The 19,377-nt window shown below is 76.1% G+C and carries 8 protein-coding genes; 3 read left to right on the top strand and 5 right to left on the bottom strand.

Annotation, left to right across the window (positions count from 1 at the left end):
* Positions 1 to 132: 132 nt before the first annotated feature.
* Positions 133 to 1,491, bottom strand: a complete 1,359-nt coding sequence (locus OG715_RS36305; protein WP_266273025.1) for a GH1 family beta-glucosidase — start codon at positions 1,489 to 1,491, stop codon at positions 133 to 135.
* A gap of 216 nt (positions 1,492 to 1,707) precedes the next feature.
* Here OG715_RS36305 and OG715_RS36300 point away from each other — a divergent pair, with 216 nt between their 5' ends.
* Positions 1,708 to 2,052 (top strand): hypothetical protein, encoded by a 345-nt coding sequence (locus tag OG715_RS36300; RefSeq protein WP_266273026.1) that lies wholly within the window; start codon positions 1,708 to 1,710, stop codon positions 2,050 to 2,052.
* Positions 2,053 to 2,077: 25 nt separating this feature from the next.
* On the opposite strand, the gene OG715_RS36295 is transcribed toward OG715_RS36300, so the two are convergent.
* The 3 genes from OG715_RS36295 to OG715_RS36285 form a co-directional block, all read right to left on the bottom strand.
* On the bottom strand, positions 2,078 to 2,401 hold the full coding sequence (locus tag OG715_RS36295; RefSeq protein ID WP_266273027.1) for a MazG-like family protein: 324 nt from the start codon (positions 2,399 to 2,401) through the stop codon (positions 2,078 to 2,080).
* Positions 2,402 to 2,462: 61 nt separating this feature from the next.
* Positions 2,463 to 5,075, bottom strand: a complete 2,613-nt coding sequence (locus OG715_RS36290) for a right-handed parallel beta-helix repeat-containing protein (protein WP_266273028.1) — start codon at positions 5,073 to 5,075, stop codon at positions 2,463 to 2,465.
* On the bottom strand, positions 5,075 to 13,090 hold the full coding sequence (locus tag OG715_RS36285; RefSeq protein ID WP_266273029.1) for a hypothetical protein: 8,016 nt from the start codon (positions 13,088 to 13,090) through the stop codon (positions 5,075 to 5,077). Before OG715_RS36285 ends, OG715_RS36290 begins: the two co-directional genes overlap by 1 nt.
* Before the next feature lie 215 nt (positions 13,091 to 13,305).
* Between OG715_RS36285 and OG715_RS36280 the strand changes: the two genes are divergently transcribed.
* On the top strand, positions 13,306 to 14,088 hold the full coding sequence (locus tag OG715_RS36280; protein ID WP_266273030.1) for a hypothetical protein: 783 nt from the start codon (positions 13,306 to 13,308) through the stop codon (positions 14,086 to 14,088).
* A gap of 71 nt (positions 14,089 to 14,159) precedes the next feature.
* Positions 14,160 to 14,462: a WXG100 family type VII secretion target gene (locus tag OG715_RS36275; RefSeq protein ID WP_030396211.1), complete on the top strand. Its 303-nt coding sequence runs from the start codon at positions 14,160 to 14,162 to the stop codon at positions 14,460 to 14,462.
* Between the two features lie 79 nt (positions 14,463 to 14,541).
* Here the strand turns inward: OG715_RS36275 and OG715_RS36270 are convergent, their stop codons facing one another.
* Positions 14,542 to 19,377, bottom strand: coding sequence for an ATP-binding protein (locus OG715_RS36270; protein ID WP_266273031.1), 4,836 nt, complete (start codon positions 19,375 to 19,377; stop codon positions 14,542 to 14,544).

The raw sequence follows: 19,377 nt of genomic DNA, 5'->3' as shown, positions 1-19,377 counted from the left end.
GACACACGGACTACTACCAGCCGAAGCCCGCCCCCGAGACACCCCGCTCCCTGGCGGCGGTCCGGTAGCGGCAGCGGCGGACCGCCGACGATGCTCGCCCCAGAGCCACTCAACCGACCCGACTCGGTGACCTCACGGGAAAGTGACCGACCCCTCCTTCGACCACCGCGCCCGGTGGGCGGCGATCAGGTCGCGGTACCAGGCGTACGAGGCGCGAGGGGTGCGCTGCTGGGTGTCGAAGTCGACGTGGACGAGGCCGAAGCGTTGGTGGTAGCCCTCGGCCCATTCGAAGTTGTCGAGGAGGGACCAGGTGTAGTAGCCGCGGACGTCGACGCCTTCCGCAACGGCGGTGGTGAGGGCGTCGAGGTGGGTGGCGAGGTAGGAGATGCGGGTGGGGTCGTCGAGGCCCTCGGTGGTGGAGCAGCCGTTCTCGGTGATGGTGATCGGCGGGAGGGCCGGGCCGTAGCGGTCGCGGAGGCCCACGAGGAGGTCGCGCAGGCCGTCGGGGACGATCGGCCAGCCGAAGGCGGTGTGCGGGACGTCGGGGATCTCGGCGAAGGTGAAGGGGAGGCTCGGGTCGGTGGGGGCGGCGATGCGGGTGGGGTTGTAGTAGTTGACGCCGAGGCCGGTGAGGGGGGTGGCGGCGATGAGGTCGAGGTCGCCGGGGCGGACGGCGCCGTGGAGGTCGGGACCGGTGCCGAAGGCGGTGAGGTCGGGGTAGCGGCCGAGGAGGAGGGGGTCGGTGAAGAGGCGGTTGTGGAGGGTGTCGTAGGCGTCGGCGGCGGTGAGCTCGGCGGGTGAGGGGGACGCCGGTTCGACCGGGGTGAGGTTGTTGGAGATCAGGACGTCGAGGCCGCGCTCGTGGAGGAGGGAGGCGGCCAGGCCGTGGGCGAGGAGCTGGTGGTGGGCGACCGGGAGGGCATCGAGCATCAGGGCGCGGCCGGGGGCGTGGATGCCGAGGGCGTAGCCGTAGACCATGTGCACGAAGGGCTCGTTGAGGGTGATCCAGGCGGGGACGCGGTCGCCCAGGCGGTCGGCGACGAGGGCGGCGTACTCGGCGAAGCGGTGGGCGGTGTCGCGGTTCAGCCAGCCGCCGCGGTCTTCGAGGGCCTGCGGGAGGTCCCAGTGGAAGAGGGTGGGGAGAGGGGTGATGCCGACGGCGAGCAGGGCGTCGACGAGGCGGTCGTAGAAGGCGAGTCCGGCGGGGTTGGCGGGACCGGTGCCGGTGGGCTGGATGCGGGGCCAGGCGATGGAGAAGCGGTATCCGTCGAGCCCGAGACCGCGCATCAGCTCGATGTCCTCGGGATACCGGTGGTAGTGGTCGCAGGCCACGGCGCCGGTGTGGCCGTCGCGGACGGCGCCGGGGCGGGCGGTGAAGGTGTCCCAGATCGAGGGGCCCCGGCCGTCCTCGTCCACCGCCCCCTCGATCTGGTGGGCGGCGGTGGCGGCACCCCAGCGGAACCCCGCGGGCAGGTCGAAGCGGTCCGGCATGGCAGCCTCCCCGAACAGAAATATGAGGACTGCTCATGTTACTGACGCTTCGCCGGAACGCCAGAGGGACGGCGGCCCCGAGCGGCCGCCCGGATTCGGCGTGGGTCGAAGGGGGTTGGCCGGGCACCACGGGGCTGCTGAGACTGAGTGGGACGGCCCGGCCCCGGGCCCGCCGATCGCCGATCGCCGATCGCCGCACATCATCGAGGAGTTCCCATGATCCGTACGTCCAGCGTCCGTCTGCGCGTCACCGCGGTCGCACTCGCCGCCTCGGCCTGCCTGCTCGGGGGTGCGGCCTCCGCCCAGGCCACCGCGCCGAGCCCGGACCGAGCGGTCGCCGCGACCGGGACGGCGACCGGGACGGCCACCGAGACCGCGAAGTTCACCGGCAGCGGGACCGGGGGCACGATGGGCTCGGCCATCGAGAGCGCGACCAATGTCGCCCTCTCCTATGCCCAGGCGGCCGGGTGGCAGCGCAGCCAGTGCTACCGCCTCGCCTCGGACGTGCGGCAGTCGGGCGGCTGGTTCACCGCGGTGTCCCAGGTGTTCTGCCAGCGCTGACCCGGCCCGGGCCGCCGCCCGGTGGTCAGGCCGCGGTGTCGGGGAGGTCGCGGCGGGCCACCGAGCGGAGGTGCTCCTCGAAGAAGGCGCGCGGGTCCCCGCCCATCCGGGTGAGCATCACCAGGGCGGTCAGCGCCACGTCGCAGGCTTCCTTGCGCACGTCGTCCCAGTCGTGCGAGAAGCCCTTCCTCGGGTTGACGCCGAGGGCGCCGATGACGGCCTCCGCAACCTCCCCGGCCTCCTCCTGGATCTTGAGGGCCTGCAGGGTCCAGCGCTGCTCGTCGCTGCGGTCGGAGTGCGCGTCGAGCCGGTGCGCGAGGGTGTTGACGATGTCCCAGGTCTCGTTCATGGGTCAGGATCATGTCCCGGTCCGAGGGGCGGGATCAACCCTGTCGGTCGGCCGCCGCAGGTCAGCCGAGGGCCGGGGCGGGCAGGTCGGCCGGTTCGAGGGTGGAGAGCTGGTCGGGGGTGGGGGTGACGGCCTCGGCCATCCGCTGGGCCTGGCGTTCGGTCATCTCCTGGAAGGTCTGGCGGGCCGAGCGGCCGTTGCCGAAACCGGCGCCGCGCGGGAGCGTCTCGAAGTGGCCGAGCAGCCGCAGGCGTGCCGGACCGGTCAGTGCGTAGCGGTGCTCGCGCGCCTGGTGCTCGACGATCGCGACCAGGTCGGCGGCGGAGTAGTCCTCGAAGAGCAGGGTGCGGGTGAAGCGGGAGGAGAGTCCGGGGTTGGAGCCGATGAAGCGGGCCATGTCCGCCGGGTAGCCGGCGGCGATGACGACGACGTCGTCGCGGTGGTCCTCCATCAGCTTGACCAGGGTCGCCACCGCCTCCTGCCCGAAGTCGTGGCCGCCGGACTCGGGGGCCAGCGAGTAGGCCTCGTCGATGAACAGGACGCCGCCGAGCGCCCGGTTGAAGGCCGCGGCCGTGCGCGGGCCGGTGTGGCCGACGTACTCGCCGACCAGGGCGCTGCGGTCGACCTCGACCAGGTGGCCGCGGCGCAGCAGGCCGAGGGCCTTGAGCAGGCGGCCGTAGAGGCGGGCGACGGTGGTCTTGCCGGTGCCGGGGTTGCCGGCGAAGACGAGGTGGCGGCTGAGCGGCGGCGCGGGCAGTCCGGCCTCCTCGCGCAGCCGGACGGCCTGCATCAGCTTGACCATCGAGTGGACGTCCTGCTTGACCCGGTCCAGGCCGACCAGGGTGGCGAGTTCGGCCAGCAGGTCGTCCAGGTGCTCCTCCTCGGGCTCCGCGGTGGGGAGTTCGGCGGGCGCCGCGGCGGGCGGTGCCAAGGCGCCGGCGCCCGCGCGAGGCGGGAGGGGTACGAGCGGCGTGGCGGGTACGCCGGGCAGGGCGGGCGGGACGGGCGCGGCGGGCGGCCGGGGAGCCGCCCCGGGGACGAACGCCAGCGGGGCGCCGTCGAGGTCGCACTGCTCCAGGACGGGTGCCGCCGACCCGTCACCGCCGAACGGGGCCGGGCAGTCCAGCACCCGGCAGCGGCGCAGCCTCGGCGCGGCGCCGGCCGCCAGGTGCAGCGCGGGCAGCCGGGTGCCGACCAGGTCGCAGGAGGTGAGCAGGCCGCCCGCGCCTTCCGCGAAGTACACGCCGTTGCGGCCGGTGCCGTCGATCCGCAGGCCGCTGATCACCGGGCGGGCGCCGGTCCAGACGACGACGCCCGAGCCGCTGCCGCCCTCGACCGAGCCGCCCTCCACGGTGGCCTCGGAGCCGGCGTCGAACAGGAGTCCGGCGGCGCCCGCGCCGGTGACCCGGTTGCCGGTCAGCACGGCGCGGCCGCCGGAGGAGACTTCGAGACCGGCCCTGGCGGCTCCGACCACCGTGCTGTGAGCGATCCGGGAGCCGGCCGGGGAGGCGACGGCGATCCCGGTGTGCGCGGTGTCGATCCGGCAGCCGGTGACGGTGGCCCGGGCCTCGTCGGTGACGACGACCCCGGTCAGGGCGATCCCGGTGACCGTGCTGTCGGTGAGGCCCAGCCCGGCCGAGCCCGCCACGTGGAAGCCGTGCTCGGCGCTGCGGCGGACCCGGCAGTCGGTGAACGCGGCCTCGGCCCGGTCGGCGAGGTGGACCGCGCTGAACCCGCAGTCCTCCAGCCGGCAGTCGGTGAGGCGGGCGCGCGCCGTGCCGGTGGCGAGCAGCCCGTTGGCGCCCGGGGCGGTGACGGTGCAGCCGTCGGCGGTCAGCCGGGCCGCGTCCTGGAGCACCAGCGCGCTGGCGGCCGGGCGCAGCACCCGGCTGTCGGTCAGGTCGGCGTGGGACTCGCCGCCGAGGTGGAGGCCGGCGGTCCCGGGGGTCTCGATCCGGGTGGTGCTGACCAGGGCGTGGGCGGTGTCCTCCAGGAGCAGCCCGGCGCGGCCGGGCGAGGTCAGCCGGGAGTCCGCCATCCGCAGCCGGGACCTCCCGCGCAGCCGGATCCCGGAGCCGGTGGTGGACTCCAGGCGCAGGCCGGTGACGTCCAGCCGGGCGGTGCCCGCGAGCACCGCGCCCACGCCGTCGATGTCGGCGACGGTGGTGGACTCGATCCGGACCCGGGCGCCGCCGGACAGCCGCAGGGCGGCGTGCCGGGCGCCGGTCAGCCGGCAGTCGCGCAGCAGGACGGCGGAGGTCCCCTCCTCGCCCTCGCGGAAGTCCCCCGGCTCGGCGCCCTCGGGGCCCCGGACCTCGATCCGGCCGCCGCTCACGGTGCAGTGGTCGAGGACGAGGCCGGCCCCGGCGGCGACGGTGACGGCCGGGTCCCCGGGGTCGGCGCCCTCCAGTCCGAGGCCCCGGAGCACGCAGTCGGGGCCGAGGACGGCGAGTGCCGGGGCACCGCCCGGCGGGGCCGCGAGCACCACCGTGCCGGGGCCCTGTTCGGCGACCAGGACGATCCGGCGGGCCAGTTCCAGCGCCTCCTCGTAGCGGCCGGGCGCGACGACCACGGTGTCGCCGGGCTGCGCGGCCCGCACGGCGTCGGCGACGAGGCGGTGGGCGCTTCGGCCGCGCGGGCCGACGACGTGGGTCCGGGTGGTCGGGTGGGGCATCAGGGCTGCTGTCCTTGCTTCGTTGCTGGGGCAGGTGCGGGGCCGGGGGCGGGGGCGGGGGCGGGCAGGGGCGCCCGGTACCAGGCGGGGTCGATGCTCGCCCGGTAGGCGTTGGTGAGCCAGAGCGAGGTGACGGTCTTCTCGAAGATCTTGAACGGGAGCTGGAGCCAGAACTCGGCGAAGCCCTGGCGGTGGAAGAGGCGGCTGCCGCCGCCGGCGATGACGGCGTTCTTGGCGAGCGCCGCGCTGCTCGCGGTGGTCAGGCCGGCCAGGCCGGCGATGCCGCCGTCCAGGAAGGCGTCCATGCCGCTGAGCACATGGGTCTTGCCGTCGGCGCCGGTGACGCCCCAGACGGCGGCGTTCATCGCGCCGTTGACCCAGCCGACGACGCCGCCGAGCGCGGCGTTGTAGAAGAAGTCGTAGGTGCCGCCGCGCCAGCGGGTCGGGGTCTCGTTGCCCGCCCACTCGTTGGCCCAGTGCTTGTCGTGGTTGTTGGGGTGGCGCCGCTCGTGCTTGCCGCCGTCGACGTTGCCGAACACCGACTTGGGGCCGCCGGCCGCACTGCCGCGCAGCTCGTGCATGCCGGTGGAGACCAGACTCTTGACGCCCGCCCCGACCGCCGCGTTGGCGAAGGACTTGAGCACGTCCTTGCCGGTGAAGGGCTTGTTGTTGGCGGCGGCGACGATGCCGTTGACGGCCAGGTTGGCACCGAACTCCAGGACGAACTCCTGGCCGAACTCCAGCGCGACCTTCTTCGCCAGCACCTTCCAGTACGGCTGGTAGAGGGCCTCGCCGAGCGGCACCGCGCCGTTGCGCGCCGCCGGCAGCCCCGGGACGCCGTCGAGGGCGTTCTGCATCTGCGGCACCCGCACCTCGACCGAGTCGCCCCAGGGCAGCCGGTTGGCCTCGCGGACCCGCCGGCCGAAGCCGCGGATCTCGGTCAGCGGGCCGCGGAAGTCGTACTCGTTGCCGGTGACCCGCAGGTTTCCGCCGGGCCCGGTCTCCCAGACCAGGCCGCTGTCGGTGCGCTGGGCGACGATCCGGTGGTGCTGGTCGTAGCGGCGCCACTGGCCGCGCCAGGCGTCCTTCTCCAGGAAGGTGCCGTCGCCGAGCGGCTTGCGCTCGCGGACCACCGACCCGTGGTCGAACTCCTTCCAACTCCCGGCCGGGTGCGGGGCGTTGCCGCCGGGGACGTACTGGCGCACCCGCAGCGGACCCTCGCCGAGGGCGAGGTGCGGGGGGACTTCGCGCAGGGTGAGGGCGGGCCCGCCTGCGGCCGGACGGAACTCGTCGCGGAAGTGCCGGGTGCGGGCCGTCCAGCCGTCCTGCCAGGCCCGGGTGTCGGCGTTCCACCAGCGGCGGACCTGCTGCCCGGCGCCGAAGTCGACGGCGGTGCCGTTCGCCTCGTACTTGGCGGTGTGCCAGCGCTGACCGCCGCCGGGCGGGGCCGCGCCGCGCCAGGAGTCGACCCAGCGGCCGCCGTCCAGCATGTTGCGCTCCCGAAGCAGGGCGCCGCCCGCGTCGAGGTCCCGGAAGGAGTCGTCCCAGGGCAGCCGGGGGTCGTCGGAGCCGCGGAAGAACTCGCGGCGGCCGGTGGTCCGGTTGCCGAGGTGGTCGGTGGCGGTCCAGGTCCAGCGCCCGGCGTCCGGGCGGCCGGTGCCGGTGACCTCCAGCCGGTTGCCCTGGGTGTCCTGCCAGATGTCGTGGCTGCCGGTCAGGTTGCCGTGCGCGTCCCGCTGGACCCAGGCGTGGGTGCCCCGGCCCTGGACGTTGCCGGTCGCCGGGTCCACCTGGGGCGGCACCCGGTACTCGCGGACCGAGCCGTCCGCGAAGCCCTCCCGGGCGACCTGCCAGTTGGCGCCGCCGTCCGGGCTGAACCGGTCCTGCCACAGCGGGTGGTCGCGGCCGGCCCCGGCGGGCGGGACCACCTCGACCCGGTAGCCGCGGCGTCCGGGCTCCTCCCAGGGCAGGTGGGCCGGGTTGGTGGGCGGGTGCGCGGGCGGGTTGGCGTGGTCGCCGACCTTGAGCGTGGTGCCGCCGTGCAGCTTCCCGGTGGAGCGGACGAAGCGGCCGTCGGCGCCGAGGTCGACGGCGGCGCCGTCCATGCCGACGTAGCGGACGCCGCCGCCCGGGTTGACGCCGCCCGCCTTGTCCCACAGGAAGACCTGGTAGCGGGTGTCGTCGGCGAGGTGCGCGGCGACGCCCTGCGGCCCGCCGGCGCCCACCAGGTGCCGGCGCACCCACAGCGGCGGGCGCTGCTCGGACCAGCGGCTGGTGGTCAGGACGGCGTTGTCGGTGGCCAGGACCTCGCGCTTGCCGACCTCCTTGCCGTGCGGGGAGTGCCGCTCCCAGGTCTGCCGCACGCCGCCGCCCTGCCAGGTGTGCTCCAGGAAGTGGCCGGCCTTGCCGGGGCCGTGGCCCATGCCCCACTGCTTCTGGACGAGGGTGCCGTCGGCCAGCCGGTCGGTCCAGCCGGAGTCCCGGTGCGGGGTGCGCGGGCCGTGCGCGAGTTCCTGCCCGGCGCCGTCGAAGCGGTGCCAGGTCCAGCTGCGGTCGGCGTTGCGGACGGCGAAGGTGTGGCCGGTGACCCCGCCGGTCTTCTGCAGCCCGTCCCGGTACTCGTGCACGGGGTTGCCCCGGTGGTCGAGGTCGCGCCAGCCGAAGCCGGAGGTGTCGTAGCGCCGGGTGCCGTGCGTGCCGAGACCGCCGGCGGCGTCCCACTGCGTCCAGACCGTGCGGCGGTCGAGGTCGCCGAACAGCAGGGTGTCGGTGCGGCGGAAGGAGTCCAGCAGGCCGCCGCCGGGCAGCACCCGGCGTTCGAACACCTCCACCGGCTTGTAGGTGGAGGAGAGCAGCCGGACCCGGTCGCCGCCGAGGGTCTCCACCCGGCCGTGGTGGAAGGCGCCGGTGCCGGCGGGCGGCGGGGCGGCGGCCGCCGGGTGCGGCTGCCGGCTCCAGGTCGCGCCGGCTGCCGGGGTGTGGTCGACGACGTACTGGTGGTCGGTGCGCCGCCCGCCGTCGACGACGTTGAACCCCTGGTGGGTGATCCGCCCGTCGCCCGGCGCGTGGGCGGTGAACTCTCCGTGCCTCGGGCCGTGCGGCCGGTCGACGGAGACCTGGAGGCCGCCGTCGGCCCGGACGGTGACGGCCCGTTCGGGGATCCGCAGGCCGGCCGCGTCCTCCAGGTGGCCCGGGAGCGCGGCGCCGCCGGGGCCGGGCGGGGGCAGCACGGCGAAGGTCCGGTCGGGGTTTCCGTCCGGGCCGCGCAGCGCGGTGCCGGTCTCCAGCCGGCCGCCGTCGGCGCCGTAGCGGACGAAACCGTGGTCGGCGGCCGCGTCGGTGACCTGGAAGCCGCCCCCCGGACGGTCGGCGGCGGTGAGGTTCGGCACCGGTGTGCCGGTGGCGTCCAGGACCTCCAGGGTGCGCGGGCCGCCGGGCGGGGTGTGGACCACCACCCACTGGTCGAGCGCGCCGCCGCCCGGCGCGTGCAGCCGGGCCGCTTCGTCGGTGAGGCGTCCGGCGTCGTCGAAGACCCGGTACGAGCCGCCCGGCGCGGTGACCCGCAGACCGGCGCCGTCGACGGTGACCACCCGGGTGGCGTCCGGCTGGAAGGCGGCGTCGAGCCAGGCCGGCTGCCCGGCGGGCGCCGGGTGGCCGGGCGCCGGGACCGGGCGCTCCAGGTGGCCGACGACGGTTCCGTTGCCGTCGAGCAGCTGCCGACCGCCGGCGGTCGGCGTGCCGTTGGCGGCGAAGCGCTCGTACGGCGCGCCGCCGCCCGGGACGGCGGGCGCGCCCTCGACCCGGAACCCGCCGCCGGGGTGCGCCACCACGCGCTCGGGCAGCACCGCACCGGCCGCGTCGGTGAGCGCGTGCCCGCCGCCGCCCTGCGGGACGACGAACCGGCCGCCGCGCACCCCGGCCCCGTCGGCCAGCGCGACCCCGCTCTCCACCACGGCGCCCTGCGCCGTGTAGCGCGTGGACACCCCCGACACCGGATCGGTGACCCGCCAACCACCACCGGCCAGGCCCTCGCCCGACAGACCCGGCACCGCCGCACCCGACACGTCCGTGACCCGCGGCGGGTTCCCCTCCAGGAACCGCGCGCCGCGCACCCCGGCCCCGTCGGCCAGCGCCACCCCGCGCTCCACCTGGAGGCCGTCCGCCCCGAAGCGCACCGAACTCCCCGACACCCCTTCCGTCACCCGCACCCCACCGCCCGCGAGACCCACCGCCGAGGATCCCGGCACCACCGCCCCCGCGACGTCCGTCACCACGAACCCGCCGCCCTGGCGCATCGCGAAGCGGTGGCCGCGCAGGCCCGCGGCGTCGCCCAGGGCCAGGCCCTCGGCGCGGAAGGCGCCGCCGTGGTCGTACAGCGCCGAGCTGCCGGTGGCCGGGTCGGTGACCCGCAGTCCGCCGCCGCCGGGCAGTTCGGTGAGGGTGTGGCCCCCGCCGGACAGCGAGCGGGTGACCGTTCCGTTGTCGTGCCCGAGCAGCAGGACCGGGCCGAACGGCGTGCCGTCGCCGCGCAGCAGCGGGCGGCTCTCCTCGACCAGCCCGCCGCCGTGGTCGAAGCCCTGGTGGCCGCCGGTGGCGGGGTCGCGCAGGTCGAAGCCGCCGCCGGGGCGCGGGGCGGCCTGGAGACCGGTCGCGCCGTCGGGGTCGAGCACCCGGTGGGTGGCCGCCCCCTGGGCGTCGAAGTCGGTGTGCACGTGGAGACCGGCCGGGCCGCCGTCGAGGCCGGTGAGCGGCAGGTCCTCGGCGATCAGGCGGCCGCCGCCGTCGTACGAGTGGGTCGTGCCGAGCCGGGTGTCGTAGAGGTCGAAGCCGCCGCCGGGCCGGGGCGTCGGCTGCAGCATCGGGTCGGGCACCTGGTGGGAGTCGAGGACCCGGTGGACGGTTCCGTTCGGGGTGACGGTGGACTCGACCCGCAGGCCGTTGGGGCCCGCCGTGCCCTGGTCGGCGAGGGCGAGCACGACGGGCTGCGGCGCGGGCGGCTGCGGTTGGACGTGCTGCGGCTGGACGTGGTGCGGCACCGGCGGCTGCGCCTGGACGTGCTGCGGGGGCTGGACGGCCTGGGCCGGCCCGTGCTGCGGCGCCGGGTGGGGCGCGAGCTGGGGCTGCTGGCCGAGGTGCGGCGGCACCCCGCCGCCGCCCTCCGAGCCGCCGAGCAGCCGGGGGCGCTCACGGAGGCTGTCGGCCGTCAGCGCGGCCAGGTCGCGGTCCATCCGGGCGGGGTCGATCCCCAGACCGGTGACCCGGTCAAAGGCCCCATCGACCTTGAGCGTTGCCGCGTCCACCGACGCCTGGGCGTGCATCACCACCGGGCTGGGCCGGGAGCCGCCGCCGGGACGCGCCTGGAGGTCGGACAGCAGGCGCTCGGCCCGGCCGAGGTCGTGCCGGGCGAGGGTGAGGTCCGCCCAGGCGTCCAGCCGGGCACCACGGCCGGGGTCGTCGCTCGCGCCGAACAGCGCGGCCACCCGGTCGCCCTGCTCGCGCCAGAGCCGGTCCAGCTGGGGGCCGGTCAGCCGCTCCGGGCCGCCGTGCCCGCCGGTGCCGGGCACGGTCGGCAGGTCGTGCGCCGATCCGGCGGCCGGGTGCGCCGGGGCGACCGGCGGCAGCGGCGCCACCGGGCCCTGGGCCAGCGGCGCGGCGGGCGGCAGCGGCGTCGAACCGACGACGGCGGGCGGCAGCGGGGCCGGGGCCGGTGCCGCCTGGACCGGACCGGCGAGCCCCGGTGCCGGGGCGTGCCCGGGGCCGCCGGGCTGGAGCAGGCCGAGCGCCTCGTCCACCCGGCCGAGGCCGCCGTGCGCCCCGGCTCCCGCGCCTCCGAGGTCCGTGAAGCCGCCTGGGCCGGGCACGCCGACGAGGGCGGTGGGCGGGGTGACGGCGTGCACCGGCGGCAGCGCCGCGGTCGGGGCCGGGGTCACCCGGGGTGCCGCGAACTCCCCCAGGTGCAGGTTGACCTGGCTGGCCGCCAGGGCACGGGTGCTGTGGTCGCCGAGGTTCCCGCCCGCGCTGAAGACCGGCGCGTCGGCCCGGTTCAGCGGGGAACCGGTGGCCAGCAGGTCGAGGGCGCCGTTCAGGTGCGCGCCGGGCCCGGTCGTGCCGAGGCCGGGCACGGTCACGGCGCCCGTCACGGCCGACGGCAGGCCCGTGCCGCCGCCGTGCAGCGCCGCGGTCGGGAGCGTGCCGGTACTCAGGTGCGGGACGGCGGCCGTGGAGGAGGTGAGCAGGTCGGCCGTGTGCACGGCGGGGGTCGCCGGGGAGACGGTGTGCAGCGCGCCGGTGCCGAGCGCGGTCGGCGCGCCGCCGGCCTGGTGCAGGGTGAGGGCCTGGGTCTGGAGGCTCGGGGCGTGGACGCCGGCGGGGCCGCCGACGGTGAGGGTGTCGGCCAGGTGCACGGGGGCGGGGGTCGGGGCCCCGGTGAGCCCGCCGATCCCGTGCAGTCCGCCGGGTGCGGCGCCGACGCCGAGTCCGGTCTCCACGTGCAGTCCGCCCGGGGTGACGACGGTGCCGCCGGTCCAGTTGCCGACCGGGTGCAGTTCGCGGATCGGGGTGTCGAGCAGCGCATCCAGCTTGCGGACGGCGTCCGGGGCGAGCGACAGGCGGTCGGCGAGGTCGTTGTGCAGGCGGAAGTCGGACGGCCGGGTGTAGGAGAGGCCGGAGCCGGACGGTTCCAGGTGCGGGATCTCCAGCCGGCGGGGACCGGCCCAGTCACCGACCCTGACCTTCGCCAGGTCGGCGCGGGAGAGGTCCACCAGGGCGTCGACCGTGTGCACCGGGGGCGGCACGGGGACGGCGGCCGCGGTCCGCCCGGCGGTGCCGAGCAGCGGTGCGCCGTACCGGAAGTTGCCGAGGACCCCGCGCTCCCAGAGGCCGATCCGCAGGGCGCCGCGCAGCCCGTACCGGCCGATCTCGGCCGCGTCGACGGGCAGCACCAGCCGCAGCCACTTGGCGCCGCCGAGCTGGGCGCGCGCGAAGTCCCAGGAGGCGGAGCCGAACCGGCCGAGGTTGGCCGGCAGGCCCCGGACCAGGGCGGGCAGTCCCTTGACGCCGTTGACCACCGCGATGCCGCTCGCCCGGAAGGTGACGCCGGCGAAGTGCGGCAGCCGGGTGACCCCGTTCAGCACCCAGAGGCCGCCGGCCTTCACCCAGCCGCCGGTCATCCGCGCGAGGTCGGCGAGGCCGGGCAGGAAGGCGAAGGCGTGCGAGCCGCCGCCGGTGAAGACGCCGCGGAAGAAGCCGCCGACCGCCTGGGCGACGCCCTTGATCCCGGTCCAGGTGAACTTGGCCCCGGCGCTGATGAGTTTGAGCAGCGGCAGGCCCTTGGTGGTCGGGGCGATCATGCCGAGGCCGGACAGGAAGAGGTCCAGCGCGCTGGCCTTGCCCTGGGAGAAGTCGACCGCGGTCTTCACGAAGATCGCCAGGTTGACGCCGATGGCGAGCAGCGCGATCGGCCCGCCGAAGATCAGCGCGGGCAGGATCAGCGCGATCGCCAGCCACTGGAACGCCTCCCAGAACAGGTCGCAGTCGGAGACCGGCTGCTTGATCCCCCGGGCGGCGCTGCTGAGGGCCGAGCCGGCGGTGCGGCCGGCCTCGTCCTGGGCGGTGCCGGCCTGGCGGGCGGTGCTCGCCAACTCGGTGCGCCGGGTGTCGTCCTGGGCCAGGCCCCGGCCCTGGGAGAGCGCGTTGTCGGCGCGCCACTGCTGGTCGCGGACCACCCCGGAGTAGGTGGTCAGGGCCCGGGCCGAGTTCTCGAAGCCGTCGGCCACCGACTGGACGAAGCCCCGCAGCGGCCCGCTGATCTTGTCCCGGAGGGCGTCCGCCGTCTGCCCGGTGAACGCGCCCTGGCCGGTCTTGTCGAGCACGGCGGCGAGCGCGTCGTCGATCTCCCGGGCGGTGCGGCCGAGGTCGGCCAGCGAGCGCTGCACCTCGTCGATCCGGTCCGGGTCGCCCGGTGTGGGGTCGGCGGACAGGCCGATGGCGTTCCAGTCGGTCGGACGCTGGGGCACCGTCGTCTCCTCCTCGTCCGTGGGCACGGCCGGCCGCAGCGGCGCGCGGCACCTCTCGGGAGGACCACGTGCCGGGGTCCCGCGCGGTTCACGACGGTTCACCGTTCGCGGTTCACCGTTCGCGACGGACGGCACCCGTTGTCCGGTGAACCGCGGGGGCCGCCGGCACGTGGTCGACCGGGAACCGCGTGCCGATCCGACCGGAGGGAAACCCCGTGCCCGACTTCTCGATGGACTACGGCGTTCTGCACGAGGCCCGCAAGGACCTGCACAGCCTGGCCGACCGGATCTCCCCGACCCTCCACAACAGCCTGTTCTCCCAGTACGGCTCGGGGAAGCTCGGCGACGCCCAGGCGGTGTTCGGCGACCCGAACGTCACCAACGGCTTCCGCAGCCTCTACCGGCTCTCCAAGGACCCGATGAACCGGGCCGTGGACCATCTCAAGAAGCTCGGCGACGTGTTCGGCGCGGTCGCCGACGGCTTCTTCGACGTGGACGCCCAGATCGCCGACGGGCTGGGCGTGATGGGCGCCAACATGGGGCTCGACCAGTGGCGCGACCGGCAGGCCGCCTGGGAGTACCGCAACGCCCACGCCGACCAGTGCCACCCCGGCGCGGACGGCAGCGTGCCGGAGTTCTGCCGGGCCACCGACCCGGGCGCACCGCCCGTCGACCAGACCATCGACACCGCGAACGGCTCGGTGCACACCCACCTCACCCTGGACGCCGACCACAACGTGATCAAGGAGGAGACCACCGTCACCCACGACGGGCAGAGCTACACCTCCACCACCAGCTACTCCGACCACGGCCGCTCGTTCACCACCGACACCGTGTACGCGGACGGCACCAAGAACCACGCCGAGACGCATCTGCACGAGGACGGCAGCGGCGACATGACCGTCACCGACAACGACGGCACCGCGACCCAGTACCACCGCGACGGGCCGGGCCGGGAGTGGCAGCAGACCGGCGGCGGGAGCTCCCAGGACGACTGAGGGCGCCGCCCGGACCGGCCGGGGCCCACGACCTCCCCGGCCGGCGTTCCCCCCTTCGAAAGGACCGCGACATGCCCAACATCTCCCTCGACTTCGAGAAGATCGAGACCACCTCGGGCCAGCTCGACTCGGCGGCCGAGAACATCGTGCCGATGCTCAACGACCTGAAGAACAACGTGAACAACCTGCTCGGCGACGGCATGGTGTTCCAGCAGTCCAGCCCGGCGATGCAGGAGGCGTACGACAAGTTCAACACCAGCCTGCTGGCCGCGATGGAGGGCATCAAGGGCTTCGCGAAGCAGTTCCGCCAGATCAAGGACCAGATGCACCAGATGGACCAGGACATGGCGAGCAGCCTGCGCGAGAGCAGCTGACGCCGCTGCCGCACGGGCCGGGGTGCGCGGCTCCGCGCCGCGCACCCCGGCCCACCCGGTCCTCGACTCAGCCCTCGACTCAGTCCTCGGTGCGCAGCACGGTCAGCGGCACCTGCACGGCCATCGCCTCGCCGCCCCGCCCGGTGGTCCAGCCCCGGCCCGCGACCGGGGTGGCCCTGATCAGGTGCACCGGCAGCCGGACGCCGATCATGTCGCCCTCCTGGAGGCTCTTCGGCCCCAGCAGCAGACCCCGGCGGGCCCGCTTGGCCGCGCTGAGCCAACTCCCCATCGCCAGCTGGAGGGCGTCCGCCGACCCCGCGTAGAGCAGGCCGAGACCCCGGTCCCGGCCGAAGGCGGCGACCTCCTTGAGCACCCGGTCGCAGGCGGGCGCCGCCAGCAGGTCCGCGTCGTCGACCACCACCACGCGGGGGCCGGCGAGTGCGTCCAGGGCGGCCTGCACGTCCTGCGCGGACGGGTCCGCGTCGGTCAGCACCCGGACCCCGGCGTGCCGGGCCAGCGCCCGCAGCGGGGAGTGGCGCGGTGCCAGGACGACCAGCCCGGTGCCGCCGGCGAGCAGCGAGACGGCGAGTGAGGCGAGCGCCGTGCTGCGCCCGGATCCGGGCGGGCCGAGCACCGCGAAGGCCGCGGCGGCCCCGGCGAGGTCCACCCCGACCGGTCCGGCGTCGTCGCCGCCGAGGCCGAGCAGGCCCCACAGGGGGCGGCGGGACTCCTCCGGGACGGCCGCGTACGCCTCCGCGAAGTCCACCGAGCGGGGCAGCGCGGCGACCGGGAAGGGCCGCAGCCCGGCGGGCACCGCACTGTCCCGGCGGGTGCTCTCGGCACCGATCGCCGCCAGCGCCCTGGCCTGTTCCCGGCCGCCGGCGCCGGGGGCGAGCAGCGCGACCTGGGTCTCGGTGCCGCTGAGCGTGTGCCAGCCCCGGCCGGCCGGGATGCCGGCCGGCACCTTGCTCGGCGAGAGCCCGACGAGCTGGTAGTCGTTGCGGTCGCCCTGGCGCAGCAGCAGTTTGTGGTCGTTGTGCGCGGCGAGCCGGCCGCCCAGCAGTGACCGTTCGGAGGTGGCGACGACATGGATGCCGGCCGCCGCACCCTCTCGCAGCAGCCGGGTGACCAGGTCGGCGAGCCGGCCGTTGTCGTGGTCGTCCAGCAGTCCGGACAGGGCGTCCCAGCCGTCGATCAGCAGCAGCACGTGCGCGGGCCGCTCCGGCTTCGGCAGGGCGGCGCGCAGCTCGTTCAGTCCGGCCGCGTTCCTTTCGCTGCACAGCTCCTGACGTCGCGTCAGCTCTGCGGTGAGCCGGTGCAGCAGGCGTTCGAGGCGTTCCTGGTCGTGCCGGGAGACGACCGCCCCGCAGTGCGGCAGGGCGTTGAGCGCGGCCAGTCCGCCGCCGGCCGCGTCGATGCCGTACAGGTGGACGTCCGCGCAGGAGGCCGTCCGGGCCACCGAGCCGGCCAGGGTGCGCAGCACCTGGGTCCGGCCGGAGCGGGGGGCGCCGATCACGTACAGGTGGCCGAAGGAGGCCAGGTCGACGGTGGCGACCCGGCGCTGCTGGAGCTGGGGAACGTCCTCCAGCGCGTAGGGGACCACCGGGAGCGCCGCGTCCCCGGGGGGCGGCAGCAGCTCCGTCACCTCGTCGAGCTGCACCTCCTCGGGCAGGGCGGGCAGCCAGGGGCTGGGCTGCGGGGTGAAGTCGTCGAGTGCGGCGGCGGCCTCGCGGGCGGCGGCGACCAGGGCCTGGAGGTCGGTCGGGACGGGCGCAGCGGGCGCGGCGGGGTCCCCTGCGGCGAGCGGCAGGGCGAGCGGGCGGCCGAGGCCGGTCCAGGACAGGGCGGCGGCGCGCACCGTGCCGCGGGGCCGCTCGGCGGCGGCCGCGCCGGTCGGGTCGGCCGGGTCGGGGCGGGCCGCGCCGGCCCAGGCGCTCTGGAACGGCACCGTGGAGCGGTGCCCCAGCCGGACCAGGGCGCGCCCGGGTGCGGAAGCCGGGATGTGCACCGCCTCGGAGGTGTCGATGATGTCCTGGCTCTCGGAGGAGTCGGTGACCCGCAGCGCGATCCGCAGATTGGTGTTGGCCCGGATGTCGCTGGTGACGGCGCCCGAGGGCCGCTGGGTGGCGAGCACCAGGTGGATGCCGAGCGAGCGGCCGCGCTGGGCGATGCCGATCAGTCCCGGGACGAAGTCGGGGACCTCGCGGACCAGGGTGGCGAACTCGTCGATCACCAGCAGCAGTCGCGGCAGCGGGGGCAGCGTCGGGTCCGCGACCCGCTTGGACCGGTACTCGGGGTGGTCCTTGGCCGCGACGTCGGCCAGCAGCCTCTCGCGGCGGCGCAGTTCGGCGCCGAGCGACTCCAGGGCGCGTTCCACCAGGTGGGCGTCCAGGTCGGTCACCATGCCGAGGGTGTGGGGGAGTTCGGCGCACTCGCGGAACGCCGAGCCGCCCTTGTAGTCGACCAGGACGAAGGTGAGCTCGTCCGGGCGGTTGGCGGCGGCCAGCGAGGCCACGAAGGACTGGAGCAGCTCCGACTTGCCGGAGCCGGTGGTCCCGGCGACCAGGGCGTGCGGTCCGTCGCGGACCAGGTCGAGGGTGAGCGGGCCGTCGTAGCCCGTCCCGAGGACGAAGGAGGTGGCGGCCGGGCGGCGGCGCCAGCGGGCCAGCAGGGCCGCGGCGTCCGGCGGTTCGAGCCGCAGCAGGTCCAGCAGCCGGACCAGCTGGGGCAGTCCGGCGTCGTGCTCGGGGCTGACGTCGCGGACCGGCGCGAGCGCCCTGGCCACCTGCTCGCACCAGCCGGCGCCGACCAGGTCGGCCCGCACCTCGGTGAGGTCGGGCGCGCCGGTCCGGCGGACGGTGAGGCGGTGCCCGGCGGCAAGGACGACGGTGCCGCACTCCTCGGGCAGCAGCCGCTCCTGGGCGTCGAGGCAGACGCTGAAGACCCGTACCCCGGGGCCGTCGGTGAGCACCTGCACCATGCCGGGCACGTCGCGCAGCTGCCGGGCCCCGTCGGCGATCACCAGGACGTCCGGTTCGTTGAACATCGCCTTGCCCATGGAGGAGCCGAGCACCCGCCGGCGGGCCTGGATCTGGGCGACCAGTTCGGAGATCCGGTTGGCCGTGGACTCCGGGTCGTTGCCGACGGCCACCACCGGTCCGGCCCCGCCGCCGGACGGGCGCAGGTGGGGCAGCCACCGCACCCAGGCCCAGCCGTCGGCGCGCGAGCGGTCGGAGAGGACGACGACGCGCAGGTCCCGCGGGCTGTGCAGGACGGCGGACTGGGCGACCAGCCAGCGGGCCAATGCCTGGACGGAGCCCTCGGTACCCGCCACCCCCACCACGCCGAACTCCGCGACCTCGATGCCGATCGGCACGTCGGGGATGCTCCAGCGCACCAGGCGGTGGTTCTCGTCCCGCGCGGGGTCGTCGATCTCCTTCACCGACGGCTGGTCGACCGTGCCGATCCGCAGCACCAGGTGGTCGGGGTCGTGCCGCCGCCGTTCCCAGAGCCGGCCGCCGGGGCCGGTGGCGGTCAGCGCGACCGTCGCGGGGTCCGGCCCGGCCACCCCGCGCACCCGGCGCTCGCGGTCGGCGGCGGTCCGGACCTCCTGCTCCAGTACGCGGCGCCGGGCCTCGTAGCGGGCCACCGCCTCCTCGTGCTGCTTGCGGTTGCCGCGCCGGCCGACGATCCAGTTGGAGACGGCCATCAGCGGGCTGAAGAGGATGAAGACCAGGTAGAAGTACGACTGGAAGACCGCCACCATGACCATGCCGAGCACGATCGGGGCCAGCATCAGCAGCAGTGGGAAGGGCCGCCGGGAGGGGGCGGTCGGGGGCAGGGGCAGCCGGATCCGCTCGGCGTCCAGGTGCGGGACGATCCGCGGCGGGCGGTTGTAGTCGACGCCGATGCCGTCGGCGGACGGGACCACGGCGGCGTCCGGTTCGGTCGGCTCGACCAGGCGCAGCAGGACTGTGCCGACGGTGAGGTCGGCGCCGAGCGGCCAGGCGGTGCCGCCGTCGGTGCGGCCGTCGGTCCGGCGGGAGGCCGGGTGCGGGGCGTTCCGGCCGGTGCGGCGGGCGCGGCGGTCGGGGGCGGTGCTGCCCTCGCCTGTGCCGATGCGGGCGGTTCGGTCGGTTCGGTCGGTTCGGTCGGTTCGGTCGGTTCGGTCGGTGGCGGGCGGGCTCGGGATGCGGAGCGCGACCGCCTCGTCGCCCTCCTCCGGGGGCGGCGTGCCGCCCGCGGCGCTGCCGGGGGCATCCGGGCGCGCGGGGCCGACGGGCGCCCGGTGCCAGCCCGCCGAGCCGTCCGGGCCGACGGTCAGCCAGAGGCCGCCCCCGGGAACGCCGGAGCCCCGGAGACGGACCGTGCAGGACGGGTCGGTGCCGATCTCGTGGCTGCCCGGACCGAGCCGCCAGATCCGCCCCGCCCCGGGGCCGGAGACGAGGTGCAGCTCCAGTTGCACGGGGTCGTCCGGGCGCCGGTCCGGTGCGCTGCTGCGGACCCGGTCGGGTTCGTCGGCGGGGGCGCCGAGGCCGAGCACTGCGCCCTCCCGCACACCCGCCCGGGCCACCGCCGTCGTCGGGTCCAGGCGCCGCGGCCCGACATGGAGCCCGCGCGGAGCGGCCGCGCCCGTACCGGCCAGGAAGGCTTCGACGTCGCCGCCGGGGGGACCGGGGTCGGACCCGGGACCGGCGCTCCCGACGGCCTCCGCAGGGTCGGGGTCCCGCCTGTCCAGCGCCGCCGCCAGCTCGCCGACGGTCGCGCCGGGCGGGAGGTCGAGGACGTGGTCACGGCGGTCGGTGCCGTCGGCGACGGTGACGGTCAGCTTCACCGGGTGGTCTCCAGGGGGGTCGGGCAGGCGGGGCTGGGCGGGCGGGTCGTCGGCCGGGGTGCCGGGGCACGGACCGGCCAC

The organism is Kitasatospora purpeofusca (genome assembly GCF_036010405.1).
GTDB classification, from domain to species: Bacteria; Actinomycetota; Actinomycetes; order Streptomycetales; family Streptomycetaceae; genus Kitasatospora; species Kitasatospora purpeofusca.
Note: the sequence above shows the minus strand (reverse complement) of the source record. Positions and strands in the feature narration are given on the sequence as shown.

What these genes read in the sequence shown, in the direction of transcription:
- OG715_RS36275 (WP_030396211.1), top strand. Translation starts at nt 14,160, where the DNA reads ATGCCCAACATCTCCCTCGACTTCGAGAAGATCGAGACCACCTCGGGC.
- OG715_RS36295 (WP_266273027.1), bottom strand. Translation starts at nt 2,401, where the DNA reads ATGAACGAGACCTGGGACATCGTCAACACCCTCGCGCACCGGCTCGAC.
- OG715_RS36300 (WP_266273026.1), top strand. Translation starts at nt 1,708, where the DNA reads ATGATCCGTACGTCCAGCGTCCGTCTGCGCGTCACCGCGGTCGCACTC.
- OG715_RS36305 (WP_266273025.1), bottom strand. Translation starts at nt 1,491, where the DNA reads ATGCCGGACCGCTTCGACCTGCCCGCGGGGTTCCGCTGGGGTGCCGCC.
- OG715_RS36290 (WP_266273028.1), bottom strand. Translation starts at nt 5,075, where the DNA reads ATGCCCCACCCGACCACCCGGACCCACGTCGTCGGCCCGCGCGGCCGA.